24 protein-coding genes are annotated in these 25,606 nt (G+C 65.0%); 15 read left to right on the forward strand and 9 right to left on the reverse strand.

Annotation, left to right across the window (positions count from 1 at the left end; all coding sequences use genetic code 11):
- Positions 1-24: 24 nt before the first annotated feature.
- From rapZ to AC1MCD_RS09730, 9 genes are all read left to right on the forward strand, one after another.
- Positions 25-948, forward strand: a complete 924-nt coding sequence (gene rapZ / locus AC1MCD_RS09690) for an RNase adapter RapZ (protein WP_498678003.1) — start codon at positions 25-27, stop codon at positions 946-948.
- Positions 948-1,967 carry a gluconeogenesis factor YvcK family protein gene (locus AC1MCD_RS09695; RefSeq protein ID WP_498678005.1) on the forward strand — a complete coding sequence of 340 codons (1,020 nt, stop codon included), beginning with the start codon at positions 948-950 and terminating at the stop codon, positions 1,965-1,967. The genes rapZ and AC1MCD_RS09695 overlap by 1 nt, the downstream gene beginning before the upstream one ends.
- Positions 1,968-1,976: 9 nt before the next feature.
- Positions 1,977-2,957: a DNA-binding protein WhiA gene (gene whiA, locus AC1MCD_RS09700; protein WP_275215064.1), complete on the forward strand. Its 981-nt coding sequence runs from the start codon at positions 1,977-1,979 to the stop codon at positions 2,955-2,957.
- 112 nt (positions 2,958-3,069) lie between these two features.
- A complete protein-coding gene (locus AC1MCD_RS09705; protein ID WP_498678007.1) occupies positions 3,070-3,696 on the forward strand; it encodes a superoxide dismutase in 627 nt (208 codons plus the stop codon).
- Positions 3,697-3,959: 263 nt separating this feature from the next.
- Positions 3,960-4,970 (forward strand): type I glyceraldehyde-3-phosphate dehydrogenase, encoded by a 1,011-nt coding sequence (gene gap / locus AC1MCD_RS09710; protein ID WP_498678008.1) that lies wholly within the window; start codon positions 3,960-3,962, stop codon positions 4,968-4,970.
- 10 nt (positions 4,971-4,980) lie between these two features.
- Complete coding sequence (locus AC1MCD_RS09715; protein ID WP_498678010.1) at positions 4,981-6,207, forward strand: phosphoglycerate kinase; 1,227 nt, start codon at positions 4,981-4,983, stop codon at positions 6,205-6,207.
- Between the two features lie 85 nt (positions 6,208-6,292).
- Complete coding sequence (gene tpiA / locus AC1MCD_RS09720) at positions 6,293-7,108, forward strand: triose-phosphate isomerase (protein ID WP_498678012.1); 816 nt, start codon at positions 6,293-6,295, stop codon at positions 7,106-7,108.
- Positions 7,109-7,158: 50 nt separating this feature from the next.
- Entirely contained in the window at positions 7,159-7,416 is a 258-nt protein-coding gene (secG, locus tag AC1MCD_RS09725; protein WP_498678013.1) for a preprotein translocase subunit SecG, read from the forward strand.
- Between the two features lie 108 nt (positions 7,417-7,524).
- Positions 7,525-7,920 carry an RNA polymerase-binding protein RbpA gene (locus tag AC1MCD_RS09730; protein ID WP_498678015.1) on the forward strand — a complete coding sequence of 132 codons (396 nt, stop codon included), beginning with the start codon at positions 7,525-7,527 and terminating at the stop codon, positions 7,918-7,920.
- On the opposite strand, the gene pgl is transcribed toward AC1MCD_RS09730, so the two are convergent.
- Genes pgl through tkt form a run of 6 tightly spaced genes read right to left on the reverse strand, consistent with a single transcriptional unit; the run spans position 7,873 to position 16,103 of the window.
- A complete protein-coding gene (pgl, locus tag AC1MCD_RS09735) occupies positions 7,873-8,643 on the reverse strand; it encodes a 6-phosphogluconolactonase (RefSeq protein ID WP_498678272.1) in 771 nt (256 codons plus the stop codon). The two genes, AC1MCD_RS09730 and pgl, sit on opposite strands and share 48 nt — an antisense overlap.
- Before the next feature lie 37 nt (positions 8,644-8,680).
- Positions 8,681-9,622, reverse strand: a complete 942-nt coding sequence (locus tag AC1MCD_RS09740) for a glucose-6-phosphate dehydrogenase assembly protein OpcA (protein ID WP_498678016.1) — start codon at positions 9,620-9,622, stop codon at positions 8,681-8,683.
- Positions 9,619-11,190: a glucose-6-phosphate dehydrogenase gene (gene zwf, locus AC1MCD_RS09745; RefSeq protein WP_498678017.1), complete on the reverse strand. Its 1,572-nt coding sequence runs from the start codon at positions 11,188-11,190 to the stop codon at positions 9,619-9,621. Before zwf ends, AC1MCD_RS09740 begins: the two co-directional genes overlap by 4 nt.
- 15 nt (positions 11,191-11,205) lie before the next feature.
- Positions 11,206-12,840 (reverse strand): glucose-6-phosphate isomerase, encoded by a 1,635-nt coding sequence (locus AC1MCD_RS09750; RefSeq protein WP_498678019.1) that lies wholly within the window; start codon positions 12,838-12,840, stop codon positions 11,206-11,208.
- A 6-nt stretch (positions 12,841-12,846) separates the two neighbouring features.
- The gene (tal, locus tag AC1MCD_RS09755) at positions 12,847-13,962 is read right to left on the reverse strand and encodes a transaldolase (protein WP_498678020.1); all 1,116 of its coding nucleotides are present in this window, start codon (positions 13,960-13,962) and stop codon (positions 12,847-12,849) included.
- Between the two features lie 23 nt (positions 13,963-13,985).
- On the reverse strand, positions 13,986-16,103 hold the full coding sequence (tkt, locus tag AC1MCD_RS09760; protein WP_498678274.1) for a transketolase: 2,118 nt from the start codon (positions 16,101-16,103) through the stop codon (positions 13,986-13,988).
- Between the two features lie 506 nt (positions 16,104-16,609).
- Between tkt and AC1MCD_RS09765 the strand changes: the two genes are divergently transcribed.
- The gene (locus AC1MCD_RS09765; RefSeq protein WP_498678022.1) at positions 16,610-17,569 is read left to right on the forward strand and encodes a heme o synthase; all 960 of its coding nucleotides are present in this window, start codon (positions 16,610-16,612) and stop codon (positions 17,567-17,569) included.
- Positions 17,570-17,950: 381 nt separating this feature from the next.
- Here the strand turns inward: AC1MCD_RS09765 and AC1MCD_RS09770 are convergent, their stop codons facing one another.
- From AC1MCD_RS09770 to AC1MCD_RS09780, 3 genes are read right to left on the reverse strand one after another with little or no spacing between them, the layout of a single operon-like run.
- On the reverse strand, positions 17,951-18,895 hold the full coding sequence (locus AC1MCD_RS09770) for a COX15/CtaA family protein (RefSeq protein WP_498678024.1): 945 nt from the start codon (positions 18,893-18,895) through the stop codon (positions 17,951-17,953).
- Between the two features lie 7 nt (positions 18,896-18,902).
- Entirely contained in the window at positions 18,903-19,670 is a 768-nt protein-coding gene (locus tag AC1MCD_RS09775) for an ABC transporter permease (RefSeq protein ID WP_498678025.1), read from the reverse strand.
- Positions 19,667-20,632, reverse strand: a complete 966-nt coding sequence (locus tag AC1MCD_RS09780; RefSeq protein WP_498678026.1) for an ABC transporter ATP-binding protein — start codon at positions 20,630-20,632, stop codon at positions 19,667-19,669. The genes AC1MCD_RS09775 and AC1MCD_RS09780 overlap by 4 nt, the downstream gene beginning before the upstream one ends.
- Positions 20,633-20,736: 104 nt before the next feature.
- Here AC1MCD_RS09780 and AC1MCD_RS09785 point away from each other — a divergent pair, with 104 nt between their 5' ends.
- The 5 genes from AC1MCD_RS09785 (at position 20,737) to sufC (ending at position 25,595) form a co-directional block, all read left to right on the forward strand.
- The gene (locus AC1MCD_RS09785) at positions 20,737-21,579 is read left to right on the forward strand and encodes a helix-turn-helix transcriptional regulator (RefSeq protein ID WP_498678028.1); all 843 of its coding nucleotides are present in this window, start codon (positions 20,737-20,739) and stop codon (positions 21,577-21,579) included.
- Positions 21,579-23,042: a Fe-S cluster assembly protein SufB gene (sufB, locus tag AC1MCD_RS09790; protein ID WP_190988450.1), complete on the forward strand. Its 1,464-nt coding sequence runs from the start codon at positions 21,579-21,581 to the stop codon at positions 23,040-23,042. The genes AC1MCD_RS09785 and sufB overlap by 1 nt, the downstream gene beginning before the upstream one ends.
- Before the next feature lie 2 nt (positions 23,043-23,044).
- On the forward strand, positions 23,045-24,331 hold the full coding sequence (sufD, locus tag AC1MCD_RS09795) for a Fe-S cluster assembly protein SufD (RefSeq protein WP_498678031.1): 1,287 nt from the start codon (positions 23,045-23,047) through the stop codon (positions 24,329-24,331).
- 17 nt (positions 24,332-24,348) lie between these two features.
- Positions 24,349-24,708, forward strand: coding sequence for a non-heme iron oxygenase ferredoxin subunit (locus AC1MCD_RS09800; RefSeq protein WP_498678032.1), 360 nt, complete (start codon positions 24,349-24,351; stop codon positions 24,706-24,708).
- Between the two features lie 101 nt (positions 24,709-24,809).
- Positions 24,810-25,595 (forward strand): Fe-S cluster assembly ATPase SufC, encoded by a 786-nt coding sequence (sufC, locus tag AC1MCD_RS09805; RefSeq protein WP_190988447.1) that lies wholly within the window; start codon positions 24,810-24,812, stop codon positions 25,593-25,595.
- Positions 25,596-25,606: the final 11 nt, after the last annotated feature.

A 25,606-nucleotide genomic window follows, 5' to 3' on the forward strand; every position in this document is an offset into this window, starting at 1 on the left:
CAGGAAAGAAACGGGGCAGGACGAATGACAGACTCTACGGCGGAATCCGGGATGGGCCAGGACGGCATGACGCCGATCAAACCCGTCGAAGCGGAACTGCTGGTGGTCACAGGCATGTCCGGCGCGGGGCGCAGCACCGCCGCGGACGCGTTGGAGGACCACGGCTGGTACGTCGTCGAGAACCTGCCGCCGCAAATGCTGGGCACCCTCGCCGAACTGGTGTCCCACGCGCCGCAGTCCATTCCGCGCCTGGCCGTGGTGATGGACGTTCGCAGCAAGGGCCTCTTTGCCGACATGCGGGCCACGCTTGGCGCCCTGGCGGCCAGCGGGGTCACGTTCCGGGTCTTGTTCCTGGACGCCAATGACGACGTCCTGGTCCGCCGCTTCGAGCAGGGCCGCAGGCCCCATCCCCTCCAGGAAGGCGGCCGGATCCTGGACGGCATAGCAGCCGAACGTGAGGTCCTTAAGGAGCTGCGGGAAAGCTCCGACGTCGTTCTGGACACCTCCGATTACAACGTCCACGGCCTGGCGACGGCCGTTACTGAACTTTTCAGCGAGACCGGGCCCGTGGCCTTGCGGCTCAACGTGATGAGCTTCGGCTTCAAGTACGGCCTGCCGGTTGACTCCAACTACGTCGCGGACGTCCGGTTCATTCCAAACCCGCACTGGGTGCCGCAGCTGCGCCCCCACACCGGCCTGGACAAGGACGTCAGCGATTACGTCCTGGAGGCCGAAGGTGTCAAGAATTTCGTGGACCGCTACGTGCTGGCGCTTGAACCGGTCCTGGACGGCTACCGACGCGAAAACAAGCACTACGCCACCATCGCCGTGGGCTGCACCGGCGGCAAGCACCGTTCGGTGGCGGTCGCCGTCGAGCTTTCCAAGAAACTTGCGCAGTATCCCCGTGTGACCGTCACCACAACACACCGGGACCTGGGCCGCGAGTAATGGGGATGCTTACCGGGCCGCTGCCGTTGATACCGCTTACCAGCGGAACGGCAGGCGGCCAGCAGGACAAGGGTCCCAACGTGGTGGCACTCGGCGGCGGGCACGGCCTGTCAGCGTCGCTGTCGGCCCTGCGGCTGCTCACCACCGAACTGACCGCCATTGTCACAGTGGCGGACGACGGCGGGTCTTCCGGGCGTCTGCGCGAAGAGTACGGCGTCCTCCCGCCCGGAGACCTGCGCATGGCGCTCTCCGCATTGTGCGACGACACCGACTGGGGGCGGACCTGGCGCGATGTGATGCAGCACCGTTTCCGGCCCGGGAAAGGCGGCGGCGGGTCCCTCGATGACCACGCCACCGGCAACCTCCTCATTGTCACCCTCTGGGAACTGCTTGGCGATGCCGTGGCGGGCCTCAAGTGGGCCGGTGCACTCTTGGGGGCGCGCGGGCAGGTCCTGCCGATGTCCACCGTGCCGCTCACCATCGAGGGCGACATCCGCGTCACGTCAGCCAACGGCGAATCGGTCCTGCAGACGGTCAGCGGGCAGGCGCGCTGCGCCGTGGCCGGTTCGCTCGAGCACGTCCGGCTCCTGCCGGAACAGGCACCCGCATGCACCGAGGCGCTCACGGCCATCGAACTGGCCGACTGGATCATCCTGGGGCCGGGGTCCTGGTACACCTCTGTGCTCCCGCACCTGCTGCTCCCGGAAATGCGTGATGCCCTCAGTGCAACGGCCGCGAAACGCTGCCTGACCATGAACCTGGCCACCGACACCAAAGAGACCACCGGCATGACGGCAGCCGACCACCTCCATGCCCTGCGCCGGTACGCACCGGACTTCAGCGTCGACGTCGTCCTGGCCGATCCCGCGTCCGTGCCCGACCGGCAGGAATTCGAGAAAGCTGCTGCGATGATCGGCGCCGAGGTTGTCTTGGGTAAAGTGGGGGCGTCGGGCCGCCGACCCGTCCATGACCCTTTGCGTCTGGCAGCGGCGTACCACGACATTTTTGGGAACAGTTAGGAAGGTGCCATGGCACTGACATCATCGGTCAAGGAAGAACTGTCCCGGCTGGACATCAAGAAATCTTCGGTTCGCAAGGCTGAGGTTTCCGCGATGCTCCGGTTCGCCGGCGGGCTGCACATCATCTCCGGCCGGATCGTGATCGAGGCGGAAGTGGACCTCGCGTCCACCGCCCGCCGCCTGCGCGCAGCCATCGCCGAGGTTTACGGCCACCAGAGTGAAATCATCGTGGTGTCCGCCGGCGGCCTGCGCCGCGGCAGCCGCTACGTGGTGCGGGTAGTCCGGGACGGTGAATCACTGGCCCGGCAGACGGGGCTACTTGACGGCCGCGGGCGTCCGGTGCGGGGCCTGCCGTCAGCGGTTGTCAACGGTTCCGCCGCTGACGCGGAGGCCGTGTGGCGCGGCGCCTTCCTGGCCCACGGTTCACTCACCGAACCAGGCCGCTCATCCTCCATGGAAGTCACCTGCCCGGGACCCGAATCCGCTCTGGCCCTCGTGGGTGCTGCCCGCCGCCTTGGCATCCAGGCGAAGGCGCGCGAAGTCAGGGGAGTGGACCGCGTAGTGATCCGCGACGGCGACACCATCGCTGCCCTGCTCACCCGCATGGGCGCCCACGACGCCCTGATGGTCTGGGAGGAACGCCGGATGCGCAAGGAAGTCCGTGCCACCGCCAACCGGCTCGCCAACTTCGACGACGCCAACCTGCGCCGCTCCGCCCAGGCGGCCGTGGCCGCCGGCGCCCGGGTGGACCGTGCCCTGGAGATCCTGGGCGACGACGTCCCGGACCACCTCAAATACGCCGGCGAACTCAGGGTGGCCCACAAGCAGGCCAGCCTGGATGAGCTGGGGCGACTGGCCGATCCTGTCATGACCAAGGACGCCATCGCCGGCCGGATCCGCCGGTTGCTGGCCATGGCGGACAAACGGGCCATCGACCTCGGCATCCCCGGCACGGACGCCAATGTGACGCCTGAAATGCTGGACGAGTAGCAGCGCCCTAGAATCAGAGCGTTCACCACGATTTTCCGGATGCCTGTCATCCGGATGCACAATCCGAGAGTTAGCAAACCGGACGAACCCGTCCACGATATTGGAGGATTTTGTGACCGAGTACGTACTGCCCGAACTTGACTACGACTACGCCGCGCTTGAGCCGCACATTTCGGCGCGCATCATGGAGCTGCACCACAGCAAGCACCATGCAACCTACGTTGCCGGCGCCAACAACGCGCTGAAGCAGCTGGCCGAAGCACGCGACAAGGGCGACTTCGCCAACATCAACCGCCTGTCCAAGGATCTCGCGTTCCACACCGGTGGCCATGTCAACCACTCGGTGTTCTGGAAGAACCTGTCCCCGGACGGCGGCGACAAGCCCGAAGGCGAACTGGCCGCAGCCATCGACGACGCGTTCGGTTCCTTTGACGCGTTCCGCGCCCAGTTCTCAGCAGCCGCACTCGGCCTGCAGGGATCGGGCTGGGGCTTCCTGGCCTACGAACCCATCGGCGGCAACCTGGTCATCGAACAGCTCTACGACCAGCAGGGCAACGTGGCACTCGGCACCACGCCGCTGCTCATGCTCGACATGTGGGAGCACGCCTTCTACCTGGACTATGTCAACGTCAAGGCTGACTACGTCAAGGCCTTCTGGAACATCGTCAACTGGGCCGACGTCGCCAAGCGCTTCGACGCTGCACGCGCCAACGCCACGGGTCTCATCACCCTGCCGTAGTGACGCGCGGTACATGCGCCTGTAACAAACTTCACATTTCGGCGTGATTTCGGCTGGATTGTGGAAGGTCCGCCCCCGCACTTGCGGGGGCGGACCTAGTTAAACGTAAGATGGATCACGGAAGGCGGTCAGCCTTCAGCAACGTGGCTGGTCGCCCTCCGTTCTGTTAATCATCTCTGCCCAATGGCGTGCGGGATCTGTTAGTTGGCTTCAACGCCCGCTCAACTAGTTGTGCTTCATCAAGCACCAAGGAGACTGAAAAAGTGACGACCCGTATTGGTATCAACGGCTTCGGCCGCATCGGCCGCAACTACTTCCGCGCAGCACTCGCACAGGGCGCTGACCTCGAGATCGTGGCAGTCAACGACCTCACCAGCCCGGAGGCCCTGGCCCACCTGTTCAAGTACGACTCCGTAGGCGGCCGCCTGAAGGAAACCATCGAGGTCAAGGACGGCAACATCGTCGTTAACGGCAATGTGGTCAAGGTCCTCGCGGAGCGCGATCCTGCCAAGCTTCCCTGGGGCGAACTCGGCGTAGACATCGTCATCGAGTCCACCGGCTTCTTCACCAAGGCCGCCGACGCGCAGAAGCACATCGATGCCGGCGCCAAGAAGGTCCTGATCTCCGCGCCCGCCTCGGACGAGGACATCACCATCGTGATGGGCGTCAACGACAACCTGTACGACTCCGCCGCGCACCACATCATCTCCAACGCTTCGTGCACCACCAACTGCCTGGGCCCGCTGGCCAAGGTTATTAACGACGAGTTCGGCATCGAGCGTGGCCTGATGACCACCATCCACGCCTACACTGCCGACCAGAACCTCCAGGACGGCCCGCACAAGGACCTCCGACGCGCCCGCGCCGCTGCCATCAACATGGTCCCCACCTCCACCGGTGCGGCCAAGGCAATCGGCCTGGTCCTGCCGGAACTCAAGGGCAAGCTGGACGGCTACGCCATCCGCGTACCCGTCCCCACCGGTTCCGCCACCGACCTCACCGTCACCGTCTCCCGCGAGACCACCGTTGAAGAGGTCAACGCAGCACTGAAGAAGGCGTCCGAATCCGAGGCGCTCCAGGGCTTCCTGACGTACACGGACGAGCCGATCGTCTCCTCCGACATCGTGGGGGACCCGGCGTCGTCCATCTTTGACTCCGGCCTGACCAAGGTCATCGGCAACCAGGTCAAGGTTGTTTCCTGGTATGACAACGAATGGGGCTACTCCAACCGCCTCGTGGACCTGACGGAGCTTGTCGCAGCCAAGCTGGGCTAGGGTTAGACACATGACATTCCACACCCTCAACGAACTGATCGCTGAAGGTGTCCGCGGGCGGTACATTCTGGTTCGAAGTGACCTGAATGTGCCGCTCGACGGCTCTACAGTGACTGACGACGGCCGCATCAAGGCCTCCCTGCCAGTGCTGACGAAGCTCACGGACGCCGGTGCCCGCGTGCTGGTAACAGCCCACCTCGGACGCCCCAAGGGCGCTCCGGACGTAAAATACTCACTCAAGCCTGCCGTGTCGCGGCTGGCGGAGCTTGCGCCGTTCAGTGTCACCCTCGCCGGTGACACGGTAGGCGACTCCGCCAAAGAGCTGTCCGCCTCCCTGACGGACGGCCAGGTGCTTGTGCTGGAGAACGTCCGGTTCGACGCCCGCGAAACCAGCAAGGACGACGCCGAGCGCGGAGCCTTCGCAGACGAACTGGTGGCACTGACCGGTGACAACGGCGCATACGTTGACGACGCCTTCGGTGCCGTGCACCGCAAGCACGCCAGCGTCTACGACGTCGCCACGCGGCTGCCGTCCTACCAGGGCGACCTCGTGCACACCGAGGTGGAGGTACTGCGGAAGCTGACAACCGACACGCAGCGCCCGTACGTTGTTGTCCTCGGCGGTTCCAAGGTTTCCGACAAACTGGCAGTCATTGACAACCTCATCGGCAAGGCCGACACCATCCTGGTGGGCGGCGGCATGCTGTTCACCTTCCTCGCAGCGGAGGGCCACAGCGTGGCCGGCAGCCTCCTGGAGGAAGACCAGATCCCTGTCGTCCAGGACTACCTCAAGCGGGCAGCGGACGCCGGCACGGAGTTCATCGTGCCCACCGACGTTGTGGTGGCCGGCAAGTTCGCCGCAGACGCGGACCACGAAACCGTCCCCGCGGACGGCATCGAGGGCAGCAGCTTCGGCGCGCAGGGCATTGGCCTGGACATCGGCCCGGACTCTGCGGCGGCCTTCGCTGACCGGATCAAGGGTGCCAAGACGGTCTTCTGGAACGGGCCCATGGGCGTCTTCGAGTTCGAAGCGTTCTCCGGCGGAACCCGTGCCGTGGCCAAGGCGCTGACCGAAGCCGAGGCGTTCACTGTGGTTGGCGGCGGCGACTCCGCCGCGGCCGTCCGCACGCTGGGCTTTGCTGATGACCAGTTTGGCCACATTTCCACCGGCGGCGGCGCCAGCCTGGAATACCTTGAAGGCAAGGAACTCCCGGGACTGAGCGTCCTGGACCGCTAGGAATCCGGACTGCCAAGTCCTCCGGCCGGCAGGGAGCCCGCGGGCACCCTGCCGGCCGCACACATATCAAGTCTTTGGAGAACACGTGACTACGTCAACGAACGGCGCTTTTGACCGCACGCCTCTCATTGCGGGCAACTGGAAGATGAACATGGACCATGTCCAGGGCATCACCCTCCTGCAGAAACTCGCCTGGACGCTGTCCGACGCCAAGCACGACTACAACCGTGTGGAGGTTGCGGTCTTTCCGCCATTCACCGACCTCCGCGGTGTGCAGACCCTGGTCCAGGGCGACGAACTGGACATTGCCTACGGTGGGCAGGACCTGTCCCAGTTCGACTCCGGAGCCTATACCGGCGACATTTCGGGCCAGTTCCTGAACAAGCTCGGGTGCCGGTACGTGCTGGTGGGGCACAGCGAACGCCGCACCATCCACAACGAATCAGACGAGGTGCTTAATGCCAAGGTCCAGGCAGCGTACAAGCATGCCGTCACCCCCGTCCTTTGCGTCGGCGAAGGGCTGGAAATCCGGCAGGCTGGAACACACGTTGAGCACACCCTGACCCAGCTGCGCGCCGACGTTGCAGGACTCAGCGCCGAGCAGGCTACTGGGCTCGTAGTGGCCTACGAGCCCGTCTGGGCCATCGGCACCGGGGAAGTTGCCGGACCGGAAGATGCCCAGGAAATGTGCGCAGCCATCCGCGCCGAACTCGCCACCATCTTCGGGGACGACGTCGCGGCGAAGATCCGGCTGCTCTACGGCGGTTCGGTCAAGGCAAACAACGTTGCTGCGATCCTGAACGAACGCGACGTTGACGGCGTGTTGGTGGGCGGGGCCAGCCTGGACCCTGCGGAGTTTGCTAATATTGTCAGGTTCGAGAGTCACCCGCTGACGGACTAGTCCGTCAGCAGCACCTGGCTCCCGCAATTCCAATCTTCTGAAAGGCCGTCGTGGACGTTCTTCATGTCATTCTGCAGATTCTCCTGGGCATCACCAGCCTTCTGCTGACCTTCCTTATCCTGCTTCACAAGGGACGGGGCGGCGGGCTGTCTGACATGTTCGGCGGCGGTATGAGTTCCGGCCTAAGCTCTTCAGGCGTAGCGGAGCGAAACCTCAACAGGTTTACCGTGGTCCTTGGCATCACGTGGGGCGTCGTGATCATCGCCCTGGGACTGTTGATGCGGTTCAGCGGCGCAGGCGACTCCTAGCCTCTCAACTGATCGTGGTCCGGCACTGCCGCCACGGGAGTCTCCGAACTAAACTGTGGCTGTTGGGTTCCAACAGCCACAGTTTCGTTTAACCAGCCAGGAGTCCCGATGGTACATAGTGCGTCAGCGTTCCGCGGCACCCGGGTGGGTGTGACAGAGGGCTCCGGTCCCAAGAACCAGTCCGAAGCTGCCTCGGGCGAAAGAGTACCCCGGATCCAGGTCACATACTGGTGTGCCAAGGGCCATGAGACACAGCTGGTTTTTCTCCGACTGCCTGATGAGCAGATCCCCTCCAGCTGGGACTGCCGGCGGTGCGGTGCCCCGGCGTCGCGGGACGGCCAGGAAGCTGCCCGGGACGAACAGTTCGAAGAGGGCTACAAGAGCCACCTTGAGTATGTTAAAGAGCGGCGCTCCGACCAGGACGCCGAAGACGTCCTGGCCGGAGCGCTCGAAAAACTACGCGCCAGCCGCGTCCTTCCGGACGAGCTGCTGCGGGACCCTTGAGGCAGCGTTTTCGTCGATAAGCCAGAGCGTACGGGACGTTCCCCGCGGCCCTGCCGCGGGCACCTGCACCGGATTGGCGCCGGCCAGCGCCAGGCCAACGGCTCCGGCCTTGTCCTCCCCGGCCACCACCATCCAGACCTCAGCGGCCGTGTTGATGGCGGGCAGGGTCAGGGAAATCCGCTGCGGCGGCGGCTTGGGCGAGTTGCGCACACCCACCACCGTCCGTTCCTTTTCCCGGATTCCGCCCTGCTCAGGGAACAGCGAGGCCACGTGGGCGTCCGGGCCGACACCAAGCAGCACCACGTCCAGCCGGGGGAGCTGACCTGCTTCATCGGGCCGGTCATCTGACATGTCTGCAGCGTGTTCAGCCGCGGCTGCCTCCCGCAGCCGCCGCGCGTAATCCTCCGCGGCTTCCTCGGGGGTGCCAAAGTCGTCCGTGGACGCGGGCTGGTTGATCCTGGCCGGGTCAACGGGAATGTGCGCGAGCAGGGCATCAAATGCCTGCCTGGTGTTGCGGTCGGGATCGTCCGCCGCGACGAAGCGCTCATCACCCCACCAGAAATTGACCTTCGACCAGTCGACGGCGGGCGCCGCCGGCGAGTCCGCCACAGCCTTCAGCGTACCGATGCCCACTGTGCCGCCGGTCAGCACAACTGTGGCCTCACCGTACTTGTCCTGCACGTCCACGAGCTTGGTGATCAGGCGCGCTGCGATGGCGGCCATCAGGACGGACGAATCAGGGTGGATGCTTACTCTGGGCTCAACGCTCACTTGGCCGGACGCTCCTTAGATTGGTACGTGGAAGTCCAATAGTAATCACTTCTCCGAAAACCTCGTCGGGGTCGAGGCGGCGGAGCTCTTCGGCGAGGCAGTCTTTGAGGCTGCGGCGGGGCAGTGAGATGCGTTGCGCGGGCTGGCCTGGCTGGGTCAGTTCCGCGATGGACAGGCCGGGCCGGAAGAGCTGGACGTCGCCGCTGCGGCGGCTGAGCCGGACGCGGCGGATGCCGGTACCGGCCGGGTCCGCGACGATGGTCACGGGCGCCTCCAAAGCCAGGGTGAGCCACGCCGCGAGCAGGATGGTGCTCGGTGAGTCCGAGGCCCCCTCGACGGCGACGGCGGTGACGGGGGAGGAGTCCACCTGGTCCAGGACGGCCGCGAGCTGGATCCGCCAGTTCGTCAGCCTGGTCCAGGCGAGGTCGGTGTCCCCGGCCTTGTAGGTGTTCCGGATGTTCTCCAGCGCCTTTTGGGGGTCCGGTTCGTTTGCCGAGTCGGTAATCCGGCGGTGCGCGATCCGGCCCACGGAGGTTTCGCAGGCGTTCTCGGGCGCCCCGTGCGGCCACCAGGCCACGATCGGGGCGTCCGGGAGCAGCAGTGCGGCAACGAGGGATTCGGACTCGTGGGCGAGTTCGCCGTAGCCGCGGAGCACAATGACTTCCGAGGCGCCGGCGTCGCCGCCCACGCGGATCTGTGCGTCAAGCCGGTTGGGCGCCTCGGAGCCGGCGTCGGCGAGGACGATGATCCGGCAAGGGTGTTCCCGGCTGGCCTCGTTCGCGGCCTCAATTGCTTCCTCCTCCAGCCCCGACCGGGTGACGACCACGAGGGTCAGGACCCGGCCCAAGGCAATGACGCCGCCCTGCTCACGCAGGGACATCATCTTTTTGGAGATCTTGGAGGTGGTGGTGTCCGGCAAATCTACAATCATGGCCTTCTCCAGGTTCGTCCGTCGCGGGCCAGCAGTTCATCCGCGGAGGCGGGGCCCCAACTGCCCGGGGCGTAGGGTTCAGGCTGTTCGTCGAGCCCGGCCCAGTAGTCTTCAAACGGGTCCAGGATCTTCCAGGACAGTTCCACTTCCTCGTGCCGCGGGAACAGCGGCGGCTCACCGAGGAGCACGTCCAGGATCAGCCGCTCATAGGCTTCCGGGGACGATTCGGTGAAGGAATGCCCGTAACCGAAGTCCATGGTCACATCGCGGACTTCCATCTGGGTGCCCGGGACCTTGGACCCGAACCGGATCGTGGCGCCCTCATCGGGCTGGACCCGGATGACCACGGCGTTCTGCCCGAAGTCATCCTCGCCGTGGTCACGGAACAGCAGGTTCGGGGCCCGTTTGAACACCACAGCGATTTCAGTCACGCGGCGGCCCAGGCGCTTGCCGGCCCGCAGGTAGAACGGGACCCCCGCCCAGCGGCGGGTGTGGATGTCCACCCGGATCGCCGCGAAGGTTTCGGTCTTCGAATCGGCCGGGATGCCCTCTTCCTCCAGGTAGCCCTGGACCTGTTCCCCGCCCTGCCAGCCACCGGCGAACTGCCCGCGCGCTGAGTGCGTGGACAGGTCCTCCGGCAGTTTGACCGCGGCAAGGACCTTTTCCTTTTCCGCGCGCAGGTCATCGGCGTTGAAGGAAATGGGCTCCTCCATCGCGGTCAAGGCCAGCAGCTGAAGCAGGTGGTTCTGGATCACGTCCCGGGCCGCGCCCACGCCGTCGTAATATCCGGCCCGCCCGCCCGTGCCGATGTCTTCAGCCATGGTGATCTGGACGTGGTCCACGTAGTTCGCGTTCCACAACGGTTCGAACAGCTGGTTCGCGAAACGCAGCGCCAGGATGTTCTGCACCGTCTCCTTGCCCAGGTAGTGGTCGATGCGGAACACCGCATCCGGCGGGAACACTGACTCAACGATGTCGTTCAACTGCCGGGCGGACTCCAGGTCATGCCCGAACGGCTTCTCGATGACCACGCGGCGCCACTTCTCCCCGTCGGCCTGCGCGAGGCCATGCTTGGAGAGCTGCCGGCAGACCTGCTCGAACGCCTTCGGCGGGATCGAGAGGTAGAAGGCGTGGTTACCGCGCGTTCCGCGGACCTCATCGAGCTCAGCGATCGTCTCACCCAAACGCTCAAACGCGTCGTCGTCGTCGAACTCGCCCTGGACAAAACGGATGCCCTCGGAAAGCTGGTTCCACACCGCCTCATCAAACGGCGTCCGCGCATAAGCCCGCACGGATTCCTCCACCTGCGCGGCGAACTCCTCATGGCTCCAGCCGCGCCGGCCGAAACCGACCAGCGCGAAACTCGGCGGCAACAGGCCCCGGTTCGCCAGGTCGTACACGGCGGGCATGAGCTTCTTGCGGGCAAGATCACCGGTCACTCCAAAGAGCACCAACGAGGACGGACCGGCGATCCGGTTCAGGCGGCGATCCCGCGGATCCCGAAGCGGATTGCGCCCCGATTTTCCGGAACGCAGCCCGGACGTTCTGCCGTTTTCAGTTTCTGGCATGGTTGCTGTGGAACCTTAGTTGTCGGTGACGGATGCGGACCGGGAGCCCAGGGCTGCGATGATGCCCTGCAGCTGTGCGACGCCGGCGGCGCGGTCGGTGAGGTGCAGGCGCAGGACGGGCCGGCCGTGACCGGCCAGGACCTGGGCATCGCCGGCGGCCTGGGCGCTAATCAGTTCGCCGAAAGTAAAGGGACGGTCCGGGATGGCAAGGTCCTCTGCGGGGGCCGCGGTGACCTGGAGGAAGACGCCGATGGCGGGGCCGCCCTTGTGGAACTGACCGGTTGAGTGCAGGAAGCGCGGTCCCCACCCGAACGTGACAGGGCGGCCGCTCGCGTCGGCGAGCTGATCGCGGATGCCTTCCAGCCCGGCGAACGCCAACCGGTCAAAGTAGGCCTGGACACTGAGGTAGCTGTCGTCATCGAGCGTCCCGAGGAGGGCGCCCACGGCTTCCTCCGCAGTGGCTGCACCGCGGAGCCAGTCGCCGCCGCGGACCTCGATGGCGCCGTCAACAAATGCAGCCGGCGTGGGCGCGGGCTGGGCATCCAGCAGGCCGCGGGCGGCCACCTTCGCCGCTTCAACGTCAGGCTGGTCGAACGGGTTGATCCCGAGCAACCGTCCGGCAACGGCGGTCGCGAACTCCCACACCATCATCTGGGTGGCGAGGCCACCGGCGATGGCCACTTCGTTTTCACCGAGTTCGACGTCGGCATCGGCGGCTACCAGCCGGACTACCAGGACGTCGCCGGCGCCGGAGGTGACCTCCGGGGAGTTGGGACCGGCCACCACCGGCAGGACGCCGGTGCCGAGCTTGCCAGTGGATTCGGCGATGAGCTGTTCAGCCCAGTCGGCGAACCCCACGATGCCGGAGCCGTCCTCGGCGATGACAATCTTGTTGCGCAGCGGGTTGGTTCCGCCGAGGGCCGTCCCGAGGGCCAGCCCGATGTTTTCCGGGGCGTCGTCATTGAGGATCTCGGCGGCTTCCTCGGCCTCATCCAGGAACGCCTGGATATCAACACCGGCCAGGCCCGAAGGAACCAGGCCGAAGGCGGTGAGGGCCGAGTACCGGCCGCCGACATTCGGGTCTGCGTTGAAGACGGCACGGTAGCCGGCTTCACGCGATGCCTTGTCCAGCGGGGAACCGGGATCGGTGACGATGATGATCCGGCTCTTCGCGTCGATACCGGCCTCGTTGAAGGCGTGTTCGAAGATGCGCCGCTGGGAATCGGTTTCCAACGTGGAACCGGACTTGGACGAGACCACAATCGCGGTTTCGGCCAGCCGGTCGGCGAGGGCGGCGCGGACCTGGTCGGGGTCCGTGCTGTCCAGCACAGTCAGCTCGACGCCAGCGGTGCCCGCGATCACCTCGGGAGCCAGCGAGGATCCGCCCATGCCGCACAGCACGATGCGGCTCACGCCATCGGCTTTCAGGGCATCGCGGAGCTCGAGGATGCTGCCCACAAGGGCCTGCGAGACGGTGGCCGCCTCGACCCAGCCAAGGCGGACAGCGGACTCGGCTTCGGCGTCGGGACCCCACAGAGTGTGGTCCTTGGCGAAGATCCGGGTGGCAATGCGGTCCGCCACAAGGGTGGGCAGGTGCTGCTCGAGTGCCTGCTGTGCGGCACCGGTGGCGTCGTAGCTGAGTGTGCTCATGGTGGGTTAGGAAACCTTCCGTGCAGAGGCAAGGGCGCCTTCGACGTCGGCCAGCAGTTCTTTCCAGCTCGCCACGAACTTGTCCAGGCCTTCGGATTCGAGGAGGGCAACAACCTCGTTGTAGGAGATGCCCAGCGCTTCCAGTGCGTCCAGCGTGGCGTTGGCGTCCGCGTAGGTGCCGGAGACGGTGTCACCGGTGACCACTCCGTGGTCGAACGTGGCGTCGAGGGTCTTCTCCGGCATCGTGTTCACTACGCCCGGGGCGACGAGTTCGGTGACATACAGGGTGTCCGGGTAGGCCGGGTCCTTCACGCCGGTGGAAGCCCACAGCGGACGCTGGGGAAGTGCACCGGCTTCGGCCAGCACCGTCCAGCGCTCGGTGGCGAACAGCTCTTCGTAGACCTGGTAGGCGAGGCGGGCGTTGGCAACGCCTGCCTTGCCCTTGAGTGCCTTGGCTTCGTCAGTGCCGAGGGCGTCGAGGCGCTTGTCGATTTCCGAGTCCACGCGGGAGACGAAGAACGAGGCGACGGAGTGGATCTTCGCGAGATCGTGGCCGTTCTCCTTGGCCTGCTCCAGGCCGGACTGGAAAGCGTTGATGACAGCCCGGTAGCGCTCCAGCGAGAAGATCAGCGTCACGTTCACGCTGATGCCCTCGGCGAGGGTGGCGGTGATCGCCTCCAGGCCTTCGATCGTTGCCGGGATCTTGATGTGGACGTTGTCCTTGTTGACCTTCTTGTAGAGGTGCTTGGCTTCGGCGATGGTGCCGGCCGTGTCCCAGGCGAGGCGCGGGTCAACTTCGATGGACACGCGGCCGTCAACACCCTTGGTCGCTGCTGCCACGGGGGCGAACAGATCGCAGGCGTCGGCGACATCGGTGGTGGTGATTTCGAAGATGGTCTCCTCGATGGTTGCCCCGGCCGCTGCCTGGGAAGCGATGGTGGCGTCGTAGTCCGAGCCCGAAGTGATGGCGGCGTGGAAGATGGACGGGTTGGTGGTCACACCAACCACGTTCTTTTCTTCGATGAGCTTGCGCAGCGTGCCGGTTTCGAGGCGGCTGCGGGAAAGGTCATCAAGCCAGATGGATACTCCGGCGTCGGAGAGCTGCTGCGTAGGGGTAGTCATGGTGTTATCTCCTGAATTCTGGGTTAGGCCTGCAGGCCGGCGAGGGAGTCCTTGGCGGCGGCGGCGACTGCCTCCGCGGTGATGCCGAACTCCTTGAAGAGGCGCTTGTAGTCGGCGGAAGCGCCGTAGTGTTCGAGGCTGATGGAGCGGCCGGCGTCGCCGACGAACTCCCGCCAGCCCAGGGCCAGCCCGGCCTCGACGGAGACGCGGGCCTTGACGGCGGCGGGCAGGACGGACTCGCGGTAGGCGGCGTCCTGCTTGTTGAACCACTCGACGCACGGCATGGAGACCACGCGGGCGGCGATCCCTTCGGCCTGGAGGGCTTCACGGGCCTGGACGGCCAGCTGGACCTCGGAACCGGTGCCGATCAGGATCACGTCGGCGGGGACGGTGGCGCCGTCCTTGGCCGCTTCTGCAAGCACGTAGCCACCCTTGGCGACGCCGGCAACGGAACCGAAGGTGTCGCCGTCGGCCGTGCCTTCGCCACGTGCGTAGGTGGGGATGTTCTGGCGGGTCAGGACGATGCCCGCCGGGTTTTCGTGGTTCTCCAGCATGGTTTTCCATGCAACGGCGACCTCGTTCGCGTCACCGGGACGGACAACGTCCAGGCCCACGATGGCGCGCAGGGAGGCCAACTGTTCCACGGGCTGGTGGGTGGGGCCGTCTTCGCCCAGGCCGATGGAGTCGTGCGTCCACACGTACAGCGAGGGGACACCCATCAGCGCGCCGAGGCGAATGGCCGGGCGCTGGTAGTCGGAGAAGATCAGGAACGTGCCGGAGAAGGCGCGGGTCCGGCCGTGCAGCGAGATGCCGTTCACGATCGAGGCCGCAGCGTGCTCGCGGATGCCGAAGTGCAGGACGCGACCGTACGGGTTACCGGACCACGCATCGGTCTGCTTGGACGCCGGGACGAACGACGGCGATCCCTCGATGGTGGTGTTGTTGGACTCGGCCAGGTCAGCAGAGCCGCCCCAGAGTTCAGGCATGACCGGGCCCAGAGCGTTCAGGACCTTGCCCGATGCCGCGCGGGTGGAGACGTCCTTGCCGGCTTCGAAGACCGGCAGGGCTGCGTCCAGGCCTGCGGGCAGCTCGCGGGCCTCAATGCGCTGCAGGAGTGCTGCGCCTTCGGCGTTGGCTGCCTGCCAGGCGTTGAAGGACTCTTCCCATTCCTTGCGGGCAGCGGCTCCGCGGTCCACTACGGCGCGGGCGTGGGCCAGGACGTCCTGGTCAACGTCGAAGGACTTGGCCGGATCGAAGCCCAGGACCTCCTTGAGGCCTGCCACTTCCTCTGCGCCAAGTGCTGAACCATGGATCTTGCCGGTGTTCTGCTTCTTCGGGGCAGGGTAGCCGATGATGGTGCGCAGCGAGATGATGGACGGCTTGGAGGTCTCAGCCTTCGCGGCGAGCAGCGCGGAGTAGAGCTCCTGCACGTCTTCCTTGTATTCGCCGGTCTTGGTCCAGTCAACGCGCTGGGTGTGCCAGCCGTAGGCCTCGTAGCGCTTCAGGACATCTTCGGTGAAGGAGATGTCGGTGTCGTCCTCGATGGAGATGTGATTCTCGTCGTAGATCACCACGAGGTTGCCCAGTTCCTGGTGCCCGGCCAGCGACGAAGCCTCGGACGTGACGCCTTCCTGCATGTCGCCGTCGGAAGCGATGACCCAGATGGTGTGGTCGAAGGGGCTGCTGCCCTCGGCGGCGTCGGCGTCGAAGAGGCCGCGCATCCGGCGCTGTGAGTAGGCGAACCCGACCGAGGAGGCAAGGCCCTGGCCCAGCGGGCCAGTGGTGATCTCCACGCCCGCAGTGTGCTTGTACTCAGGGTGGCCCGGTGTCAGGGAATCCCAGGTACGCAGCGCTTCCAGGTCCTTCAGTTCCAGGCCGTAGCCGGACAGGAACAGCTGGATGTACAGCGTCAGCGAGGTGTGGCCGGGTGACAGGATGAAGCGGTCACGTCCCAGCCAGTCCGGGTTGCGCGGGTCGTGGCGCATGAGCTTCTGGAAGAGAAGGTACGCGGCCGGGGCCAGGCTCATGGCCGTACCGGGGTGGCCGTTGCCGACCCTCTCCACAGCGTCTGCGGCCAGAACACGGGCTGTGTCCACCGCGCGCTGGTCCAAGCTGGTCCATGACAGTTCTTGCTCTTCCAAATGTGGCACGAAAACCGGGCCCCTCTCTAGGCTGATGGCGGCACGGCGGATCCCGTCCGTGGCACGCTGAGGCGCCGCTGCGGTGTGTATCAGCCGTTCACCATCGAAACGTGGATCTATAACTCAGACACTGACCAACGGGAACGCGGTTTCCACTGCGTTCTTTTGGTGTGCTGATCTGGTGACAGCTTAGCTCTATTCCATTCTGCGGGCAGCGCAAATCTCACGTTTTGGACGCAATTTCGCTTTATGTGAATGCGTGTTCCGTGAGGTTGAGTTAATCTGCTCGAATCGGACTGTGAGCGATCATCTGGGCCTATTACGCGGGGATCTGTTGCAAATGCGCACGGTATGATATTTGGAGGCCGACGCCGGATGGCCGTGCCCTTCGGGGGCTGCGGGCCAGCGGTACTGCCGGGACCCTTGACCTATGACAATGGCGGGTACCAGGGCAAACGGCCGCGAGATCCAGCTGCACTGACAGACAGAACTGCCAACAAGAACGGGTGACTGCCACCGTGAGCACAACCGATACGCCGCTAAATGCTGCCCCCGCCCGAGGGAGAGCCGGGCTGGCCCGAAAGGCCAAGGCGTATTTCGCCCTCACCAAACCACGCGTCATCGAGCTGCTGCTCGTCAGTACGTTGCCCACCATGATTTTCGCCGAACGCGGCTTCCCGTCGATCGGACTGATCCTGGCCACACTGGTGGGCGGCGCTTTTGCCGCCGGAAGTGCCGGAGCGTTCAATTGCTACTTTGACCGCGACATCGACAAACTGATGCACCGCACCGAAAACCGGCCCCTGGTCACCGGCGAGGTGACTCCGCGTGAGGCGCTGATCTTCTCCTGGCTGCTCGGTGTGGCCGCCATCGCCATCCTCTGGTTCGGGGCCAACCCACTGGCCGCATGGCTTGGGGTCGCTGCGATCTTCTTCTACGTGGTCATCTACACACTCATCCTCAAGCGCCGCACCGCACAGAACATCGTGTGGGGCGGGGCTGCGGGCTGCTTCCCGGTGGTGATTGCGTGGGCGGCCGTCACGGAAAGCGTGGAGTGGCCCGCCATTATCCTGTTTATGGTGATCTTCCTGTGGACCCCGCCGCACTACTGGCCCCTGTCCATGCGCTACGGCGAGGATTACCGCAACGCTAACGTGCCCATGCTCGGCGCCATTGCCGGTGCCAAGGTGGTTTCCGTCCAGGTTGTCCTCTACGCGTGGGCCATGGTGGTTTGCTCGCTGCTGATGGTCCCGGCGGGCGGCGCCGGCTGGGTCTACACCGTGACGGCCGTCCTTGCCGGGGCCTGGTTCCTCTACGAGTCGCATGCCCTGTACAGCCGGGCTCAGCGCGAGGACATCCCGGACAAGCGCGCCATGAAGGTGTTTCACGGCTCCATCAGCTACCTGACCCTGCTGTTCATCGCCCTGGCAGTGGATCCGTTCATCGGGTCCGCCATCATCGGCTAGTCCCGCCACCGCCCCCCGGACGCTCTCTCACTTAATGCGGGTTTTCGACGGACGCTCTCTCACTTAACACTTAATGCGGATTCGTACCGGCATAGTGAACGCTCTCGCAGTACGTGCAGGATTCTCAGGGACCCTCTCTCGCCACCGGTGAGGGAGGGTCCTTTTGTCTCTGATGCAGGTGAGAGAGCGTTCCTCAATTTCCCGCATCAAGTGAGAGAGCGTTCCTCAATTTCCCGCATCAAGTGAGAGAGCGTTCGTGAAATTCCTGCAGCAAGTGAGAGAGGGTTAAGGGGGAAGTGCCACGGTTCCGGGAACCGTGGCACTTCGGCGCTGCGAGCATGGGGAGGCGGGACTGCTTCGCGGGGGGCTACTTCGCGGGGGCTACTTCGTGGGGCTGGAATGCGCGACGTCGGCGGCGTTCGTTGAGGCGCTCATCAACAGTGCCGCACCCAGCATGTGGGCGCCCACGAGCAGGGCGGGAATCCCGTTGTAGTACTGCGTGAAGCCGATGACCGCCTGCAGCAGAGTGACAGCCAGCAGCAGGACAGTTGCCGTCCTGAAAGAGCCCGGTATCCGGCCGGTAAACACCAACACGAGCGCGAACAGGGTTCCGGCCGTGACCAGGTAGGCCGGTACGGCGTGGATGTGGGAGAACAGGTCCCAGTCCAGCCCGTTGCGCGGCGCGTCAGCATCTCCAGCGTGCGGACCGGCGCCGGTTACCACGACGCCGAGGATGACGGCCGCTGCCGAGAAAAGCGCGACGGCGGCGGTCACCGGGCGCAGTACGCCCGGCAAGGCGGGCAGTGAGACGGGGGCAAACCGTCCGGTCCGCCCGTAGGCCCGGTTCACCAGCAGGGTAGCGATGACGACCAGCGCCATGGACACCAGGAAGTGCAGGCCCACCACCCAGGGATTGAGGTTGGTCAGGACGGTGATGCCGCCGATCACGGCCTGGGCTGGGATGCTGGCCAACAGGCCCAATGCCAGCAGGAACAGGTCGCGGCGCTCCTTACGCAGGTTCCACAGGTACACCAGCATCAGCACCGCGATCGCAGCCAGGGCGAAGGTCAGGAGCCGGTTGCCGAACTCGATGAACCCGTGGATACCCATTTCAGCGGTGTTGACCAGGGACGTGTCGGTGCAGCGCGGCCAGGTGGGGCAGCCCAGCCCGGAGGCGGTCAGCCGGACCGCGCCGCCGGTGACCACTAGCAAGGTCTGGCCAACGAGCGAGGCCACGGCGAGGCGCCGAACGCGGGCGTCGACGATACGGGGCAGCCGCGACGTCAGGCGGCCGGCAAACTCAGGGAGGCGTGAAGCCGTGCTCACGGATATCTCAATTCCACTTGAACCAACGGATGGCTGCTGCTCCGGCAAGGACTGTCCAGATCAGCAGTATGAGGGCAGCACCAAAATTAACGGTGCCGAAGAGGAAGGCCTCGCGCAAGGCCGCACCCAGTGCGCCTGACGGGAGGTAGTGCACCACTCCCTGGACGACGGCGGGTAGCCGATCGGCGGGAATCACAATGCCGCCTAGCGCGCCGAGCAGGATCCACAGCAGGTTGGTGATGGCCAGCGTCGCTTCGGGCCGGACAGTGCCGGCAACCAGCAGTCCGAGCGCGGTGAACGCCGCCGCGCCCAGGACCAGCAACGTCAGGCCCGGCAGCCAGCCGGCCGCGGGCGGACTCCAGCCGAGGGGCAGTGCCACCGCCGTGATGACGGCCACCTGAAGCGCGAGCACGGCCAGGACGGCAAGGACCTTGCCCGCAATCAGGCCGGGACGCCCCAGGGGCGTGGTGGAGAGGAAGCGGAGGACCCCGTACCTGCGGTCGAACCCGGTGGCGATGCCCTGGCCGGTAAAGGCGGTGGACAGTGCGCAGAGCGCCAGGATGCCGGGGACTGCGATGTTGATGCGGCTGCCGCCAAGTCCGTCCAGGAGCGGTGTAACCGTCAGGCCCACCAGGGCGAGCAGCGGCAGGACCACCGCAAGGATCAGTTGTTCGCCGTTCCTGAGCATCGCGACTGCTTCGTATTTGCCTTGGAGCAGGATGCGGCGGGCGAGGGTCGCGGGCTGCTGGCGCACGACGGCGTCCGGAGCGGTCATCGGATTTCCTTTCCCGAAACATCGAGGAAGACGTCTTCGAGGCTTCGCGCCGCGAGGCTCAGCGATGTGGGCATCACCCCGTGGGCGGCCCACCACGAGGTGAGGGCGGCCAGATCCTGGGGTGTGAGCGGTCCATTGGCAACATAGCTGCCGGCGCGTGTTTCGCTGACGGTAATGGTCTCGGGAAGGACCCCGGTGAGGTTGAGCCCGGCTTCGGCTTCAAAGAGGAGAGTGCGGATGTGCTCGCCGGACTCGACGGCGGGCTCCCGCTGGAGAAGCTGCGCAACGGTACCTTCCGCGACGTTGCGGCCGGCGTCGATGATGTAGACGTAGTCGGCCAGGCGCTGCGCGTCGTCCATGAGGTGGGTGGTGAGAATGATTCCCATCCCGGCGTCCCGCAGCTCTGCAATGAGCTCAAAAACCAGCTGCCGCGACTGCGGATCCAGACCTGCGCTGGGCTCGTCCAGGAACAGGACCTCCGGATTGCCGATCAGGGCCGCTGCCAGGGCCAGACGCTGCTTCTGGCCGCCGGAGAGCCGGCGTACCGACGTCCTGGCGAAGGAATCAATGCCGAGTCGTTCAACGAGTTCGTCAACGGAACGCGGGCGGGCGTACATCCCCGCAATGTGGCGCAGGAGGGGAATGGGCCTGGCCGACGGCGGGAGCCCACCGTCCTGAAGCATCACGCCAACACGGGAGCGCAGGTCTGCCCCCGAACGGCCGGGATCCTGCCCCAGCAGCGAGATGGTTCCACCGCTGCGCGCCTGGAGACCCTGGGCGCATTCGATGGTGGTAGTTTTTCCTGCCCCGTTGGCGCCCAGCAGGGCGGTCACCTGGCCGCGTTCGGCGACAAGGGAGACGCCGCTCACCACCCGGAGCATCTTTCCATCCAGGCTGGCCAGCGGACCAACATCCTTAATAAGCCCGCTGATGGACAGAACCGGGGATTCGGGGGATCGCACCCCAGCATTCTACGGGATGTAGTACTTCGGCCGATTCCCGGACCCTGACTCAGGTCAGCCTCGCCTTACTGGAACAGGGGACTAAATTACGACATGATTGTGTTGTGTATTCCATGACCAACGCTACTGTTGTGCCCGTCGCCGGGCACGGAGCGCCGCGCATCACCACGGACCGCGGCCACGTCGCCGTTTCGCCGGTGGCGGACCCTGACGAGCGTACCCGGGACCGCGTGCTCGGTGCAGTTCTGGAGCATGGCCCCATCAGTGCCGCGGAACTCGGCGACATGCTGGGCTTCACACCTGCCGCCGTCCGGAGGCATCTGGACCATCTGGACCGCAGCGGTGTCATCGAAGTCAAGCGCGTTGCCAAAGCCGGCGCCGGCGCGGGACGCCCTGCACGCCGCTATGTCCTAAGTTCACAGGGCCAGTCCACTCTCGGCAACGACTACCTCGACATCGCAACCTTGGCGCTCAAGCAGCTCCACGAGATGGCGGGCGACGACGCCGTCCGCGCATTCGCCGTCGAGCGTTTCGCGGACATGGAACGCCGCTATACGCCCGAAATTGAAAATGCCGGTACGGACATCACGGCCCGGGCGCAGGCGTTGTCCGCAGCCCTGAGCCGGGACGGCTTTGTGGCCTCGGCAGCCTCCATCGAGGCCAAGGCCCCGCTTCCAGCGGCACTGTCCAGCGTTCAGCTGTGCCAGGGGCACTGCCCCATCCAGCAGCTCGCCGCCCATTTTCCTGTTTTCTGCGACGTGGAGACCGAAGTGTTCTCCCGGCTGGTGGGCGTAGACGTGCGTCGCCTCTCCACCCTTGCGCGTGGCGGGCACGTCTGCACCACCCACATACCCACAGGCCGGCTGGCTGCCGGCGGACCCCAGGTCCCGCAGGCAGCCCCCGCCAGCCTGAATGAAGTAACCAACCATCAGCAAGAAAGGCCGTGATGACGGACCAACTATCAGAGAAAGCGGTAGCCGAAGACACTGTGATCTCGGAGATTCTGGAAAAGAATCCCGAGCTCCACGGCATTGGCACCTACGAGTACGGCTGGTCCGACAAGAACGACGTCGGCGCCAACGCCCGCCGCGGTATCAATGAAGAAGTCGTCCGTGACATCTCGGCCAAGAAGAGCGAGCCGGAATGGATGCTTGATCTCCGGCTCAAGGGCCTGAAGTACTTCGACCGCAAGCCCATGCCCACCTGGGGTGCAGACCTCTCCGGCATCGACTTCGACAACATCAAGTACTTCGTGCGTTCCACCGAGAAGCAGGCCACCAGCTGGGAGGAACTCCCCGAGGACATCAAGAACACGTACGACAAGCTCGGCATCCCCGAGGCCGAAAAGCAGCGCCTGGTTTCCGGCGTCGCCGCCCAGTATGAGTCCGAGGTCGTCTACCACCAGCTGCGTGAGGACCTTGAACGGCAGGGTGTGATCTTCCTCGACACCGACACCGCCCTGCGTGAACACCCTGAGATCTTCCAGGAATACTTCGGCACCATCATTCCTGTGGGCGACAACAAGTTCGCCTCACTGAACACGGCTGTCTGGTCCGGCGGCTCCTTTGTGTACGTGCCCAAGGGCGTCCACGTGGACATCCCGCTGCAGGCATACTTCCGCATCAACACGGAAAACATGGGCCAGTTCGAGCGGACCCTGATCATCGCCGACGAGGACTCCTACGTCCACTACATCGAAGGCTGCACTGCGCCGATCTACACCTCGGACTCGCTGCACTCCGCCGTCGTGGAAATCATCGTGAAGAAGGGCGCCCGCGTCCGCTACACGACCATCCAGAACTGGTCCACGAACGTGTACAACCTGGTGACCAAGCGTGCCATCTGCGAAGAGGGCGCCACCATGGAGTGGGTCGATGGAAACATCGGTTCCAAGGTCACCATGAAGTACCCGGCCGTCTACCTGGTGGGCGAGCACGCCAAGGGCGAGACCCTGTCCATCGCTTTCGCCGGTGCCGGCCAGCACCAGGACACGGGCTCGAAGATGGTGCACATCGCACCGAACACCAAGAGCTCCATCATCTCGAAGTCCGTAGCCCGTGGCGGCGGCCGTGCTGCCTACCGCGGCCTGGTCCAAGTACGCGAAGGCGCCAAGCATTCTGCCAACACCGTCCGTTGCGATGCGCTGCTGGTAGACACCATCAGCCGTTCGGACACCTACCCGTACATCGACATCCGTGAGGATGACGTGGTGATGGGCCATGAGGCAACTGTTTCCCGGGTCAGCGAAGAGCAGCTCTTCTACCTGATGTCCCGCGGCATGCGCGAAGACGAGGCCATGGCGATGATCGTCCGTGGCTTCATCGAGCCCATCGCCCGCGAACTCCCGATGGAGTACGCACTTGAGCTGAACCGCCTGATTGAACTGCAGATGGAAGGGTCCGTCGGATAACGATGACTGAAATCACTACTGAAAAGGCCCGCATCGGCGCGCCCTCGGCCCAGCCGTTTATTAACGGTTTCACGGAAGAAGGCGAAAGCCTGTCTCCGATCAATTCGGCCACGTCCAAGGCCCCGCTGGCCGGCGAAGCGGTCAAGAGCCACTCGCACGGCGGCGGCGTGGGCATTCCGGACAGCTCACGCGCCGGCCGACTGACCTCGTACAACCTGGCGGACTTCAAACCGCTGACCGGGCTCGAAGAGGACTGGCGGTTCACCCCGCTCAAACGCCTGCGCGGCCTGCACAGCGAGGTACTCGCGGGTGCTGCCCCCACCGTCACCGTCAGCGGTCCTGACCGGGTGACGGTGGAGACCGTGGCCCGCGATGACAAGCGCATCGGTTCTGCCGGCATCCCGGAGGACCGCGTGTCCGCCAATGCCTGGGAGAACTTCAGCGAAGCCACCGTCCTCACCATCCCGGCGGAGTTTGAAGCAGACACCGAGGTCACCGTCCTCATCACCGGCCAGCACACCGCGGCCGCCGCCCAGCACCTGGTGATCGTGGCGGAGAAGTTCTCCAAGGCCGTTGTGGTCCTCGACCACCAGGGTTCAGCCGTGGTGGCAGAGAACATCGAAATCGTTGTTGAAGACGGCGCCGACCTCACGGTTGTCTCGCTCCAGGAATGGAACGAGGACGCCGTGCATGCTTCCTCGCAGCAGGCCAGGATCGGCCGTGACGCCAAGCTCAAGCACGTCGTCGTCAGCCTCGGCGGCGACCTTGTCCGCGTGACGCCGTCTGCCCGTTTCACCGCTCCCGGCGGCGAAGCGGAAATGTTCGGCCTGTACTTCGCCGATGCCGGACAGCACCTTGAGCAGCGACTGTTCGTTGACCACGCAGTGGCCAACTGCACGTCCAACGTGCTGTACAAGGGTGCGCTGCAGGGCCGCAACGCCCACGCAGTGTGGGTGGGCGATGTCCTGATCCGCAAGGAAGCCGAAGGCACCGACAGCTACGAGGCGAACCGCAACCTGCTGCTTACGGACGGTGCCCGCGCCGACTCGGTTCCCAACCTGGAAATCGAGACCGGCCTGATCAAGGGAGCCGGCCACGCCAGCGCCACCGGTCGCCTGGACGACGAGCACCTGTTCTACCTGCAGGCCCGCGGAATCCCAGAAGATGTCGCCCGCCGGCTCGTAGTCCGTGGCTTCCTGCACGAGATCATCCAGCAGATCAAGGTACCGGCCCTCGAAGAGCGGCTGACCGAGGCTGTTGAGCGCGAACTCGCCGTAACGAACAACTAGAGGGCGCGGACCAACAGATGACTGACCAGCCAAAGGGCGAACTTGTCTGCAAGACGGATGAAATCCAGCTCAAGCAGGCGCTGCGGATCCTGATCGACGACTACCCGGTAGCCATCGTGAAGGATTCCATGGGAGAAATCCACGCCATCGGGGACACCTGCTCGCACGCGGACATCTCCCTGTCCGAGGGCGAAGTGGAGGGGTGCAAGATCGAATGCTGGGGCCACGGCTCCCAGTTCGACCTGCGCAGCGGTGAACCGCTCCAGCTGCCCGCCTACGATCCCGTGCCGGTGTTCGCTGTCGAAATTGTCGGCGACGAGGTTTACGTGGACTTCACCAACGTCCTCAACGGAGCCGAAGCCCCGAACTTCAGCTAGCAGCATCACCCGGTGCCAGCCGGACACAAGCAACAGAACCAAACTTCCAGATACAGACCGCACCGCCGCCGAAAGGCCCGGTGCAGAGGAGAACAAGACATATGTCTACTCTTGAGATCAAGGACCTGCACGTCAGCATTGACACGGAGCAGGGCACCAAGGAGATCCTGAAGGGCGTCAGCCTGACCATCAAAACCGGCCAGACCCACGCCATCATGGGCCCCAACGGTTCCGGCAAGTCCACCCTCGCGTCCACCATCGCCGGGCACCCGCGCTACAACGTCACCAGCGGCACCATCACGCTCGACGGCGAAGACGTTCTCGCGATGAGCGTGGACCAGCGCGCCCGTGCCGGTGTTTTCCTGGCCATGCAGTACCCCGTGGAGGTTCCCGGTGTCAGCATGACCAACTTCCTGCGCACCGCCAAGACTGCCATTGACGGCGAAGCGCCCAAGCTGCGTACCTGGACCAAGGAAGTCAAGGACGCCATGGGCAAGCTGCGCATCGACGCCGACTTCGCCCAGCGCAACGTCAACGAAGGCTTCTCCGGCGGCGAGAAGAAGCGCGTGGAGATCCTTCAGCTGGAGCTCTTCAAGCCGAAGTTCGCCATCCTGGACGAGACTGACTCCGGCCTGGACGTCGACGCGCTGAAGGTTGTGTCCGAAGGTGTCAACCGCGCCCACGCCGAAGGCAACATGGGTACGCTGCTCATCACGCACTACACGCGCATCCTGCGGTACATCAAGCCTGACTTCGTGCACGTGTTCGTTGACGGCCAGGTTGTCGAAGAGGGCGGCCCGGAATTGGCTGACCGCCTTGAAGAAGAAGGCTACGACCGTTACGCCACGGGCGCCGGCGCAGCCACCATCGCTGCAGCACAGGCCTAGTAAGGACTTAC

Source organism: Arthrobacter sp. BF1, from assembly GCF_056680215.1.

Excerpts from the sequence above, each read along its gene's own strand:
- rapZ (WP_498678003.1), top strand. The coding sequence starts at position 25 with ATGACAGACTCTACGGCGGAATCCGGGATGGGCCAGGACGGCATGACG.
- AC1MCD_RS09695 (WP_498678005.1), top strand. The coding sequence starts at position 948 with ATGGGGATGCTTACCGGGCCGCTGCCGTTGATACCGCTTACCAGCGGA.
- whiA (WP_275215064.1), top strand. The coding sequence starts at position 1,977 with ATGGCACTGACATCATCGGTCAAGGAAGAACTGTCCCGGCTGGACATC.
- AC1MCD_RS09715 (WP_498678010.1), top strand. The coding sequence starts at position 4,981 with ATGACATTCCACACCCTCAACGAACTGATCGCTGAAGGTGTCCGCGGG.
- AC1MCD_RS09730 (WP_498678015.1), top strand. The coding sequence starts at position 7,525 with ATGGTACATAGTGCGTCAGCGTTCCGCGGCACCCGGGTGGGTGTGACA.
- pgl (WP_498678272.1), bottom strand. The coding sequence starts at position 8,643 with ATGGCCGCCATCGCAGCGCGCCTGATCACCAAGCTCGTGGACGTGCAG.
- AC1MCD_RS09740 (WP_498678016.1), bottom strand. The coding sequence starts at position 9,622 with ATGATTGTAGATTTGCCGGACACCACCACCTCCAAGATCTCCAAAAAG.
- zwf (WP_498678017.1), bottom strand. The coding sequence starts at position 11,190 with ATGCCAGAAACTGAAAACGGCAGAACGTCCGGGCTGCGTTCCGGAAAA.
- AC1MCD_RS09750 (WP_498678019.1), bottom strand. The coding sequence starts at position 12,840 with ATGAGCACACTCAGCTACGACGCCACCGGTGCCGCACAGCAGGCACTC.
- tal (WP_498678020.1), bottom strand. The coding sequence starts at position 13,962 with ATGACTACCCCTACGCAGCAGCTCTCCGACGCCGGAGTATCCATCTGG.
- AC1MCD_RS09775 (WP_498678025.1), bottom strand. The coding sequence starts at position 19,670 with ATGACCGCTCCGGACGCCGTCGTGCGCCAGCAGCCCGCGACCCTCGCC.
- sufB (WP_190988450.1), top strand. The coding sequence starts at position 21,579 with ATGACGGACCAACTATCAGAGAAAGCGGTAGCCGAAGACACTGTGATC.
- sufD (WP_498678031.1), top strand. The coding sequence starts at position 23,045 with ATGACTGAAATCACTACTGAAAAGGCCCGCATCGGCGCGCCCTCGGCC.
- AC1MCD_RS09800 (WP_498678032.1), top strand. The coding sequence starts at position 24,349 with ATGACTGACCAGCCAAAGGGCGAACTTGTCTGCAAGACGGATGAAATC.
- sufC (WP_190988447.1), top strand. The coding sequence starts at position 24,810 with ATGTCTACTCTTGAGATCAAGGACCTGCACGTCAGCATTGACACGGAG.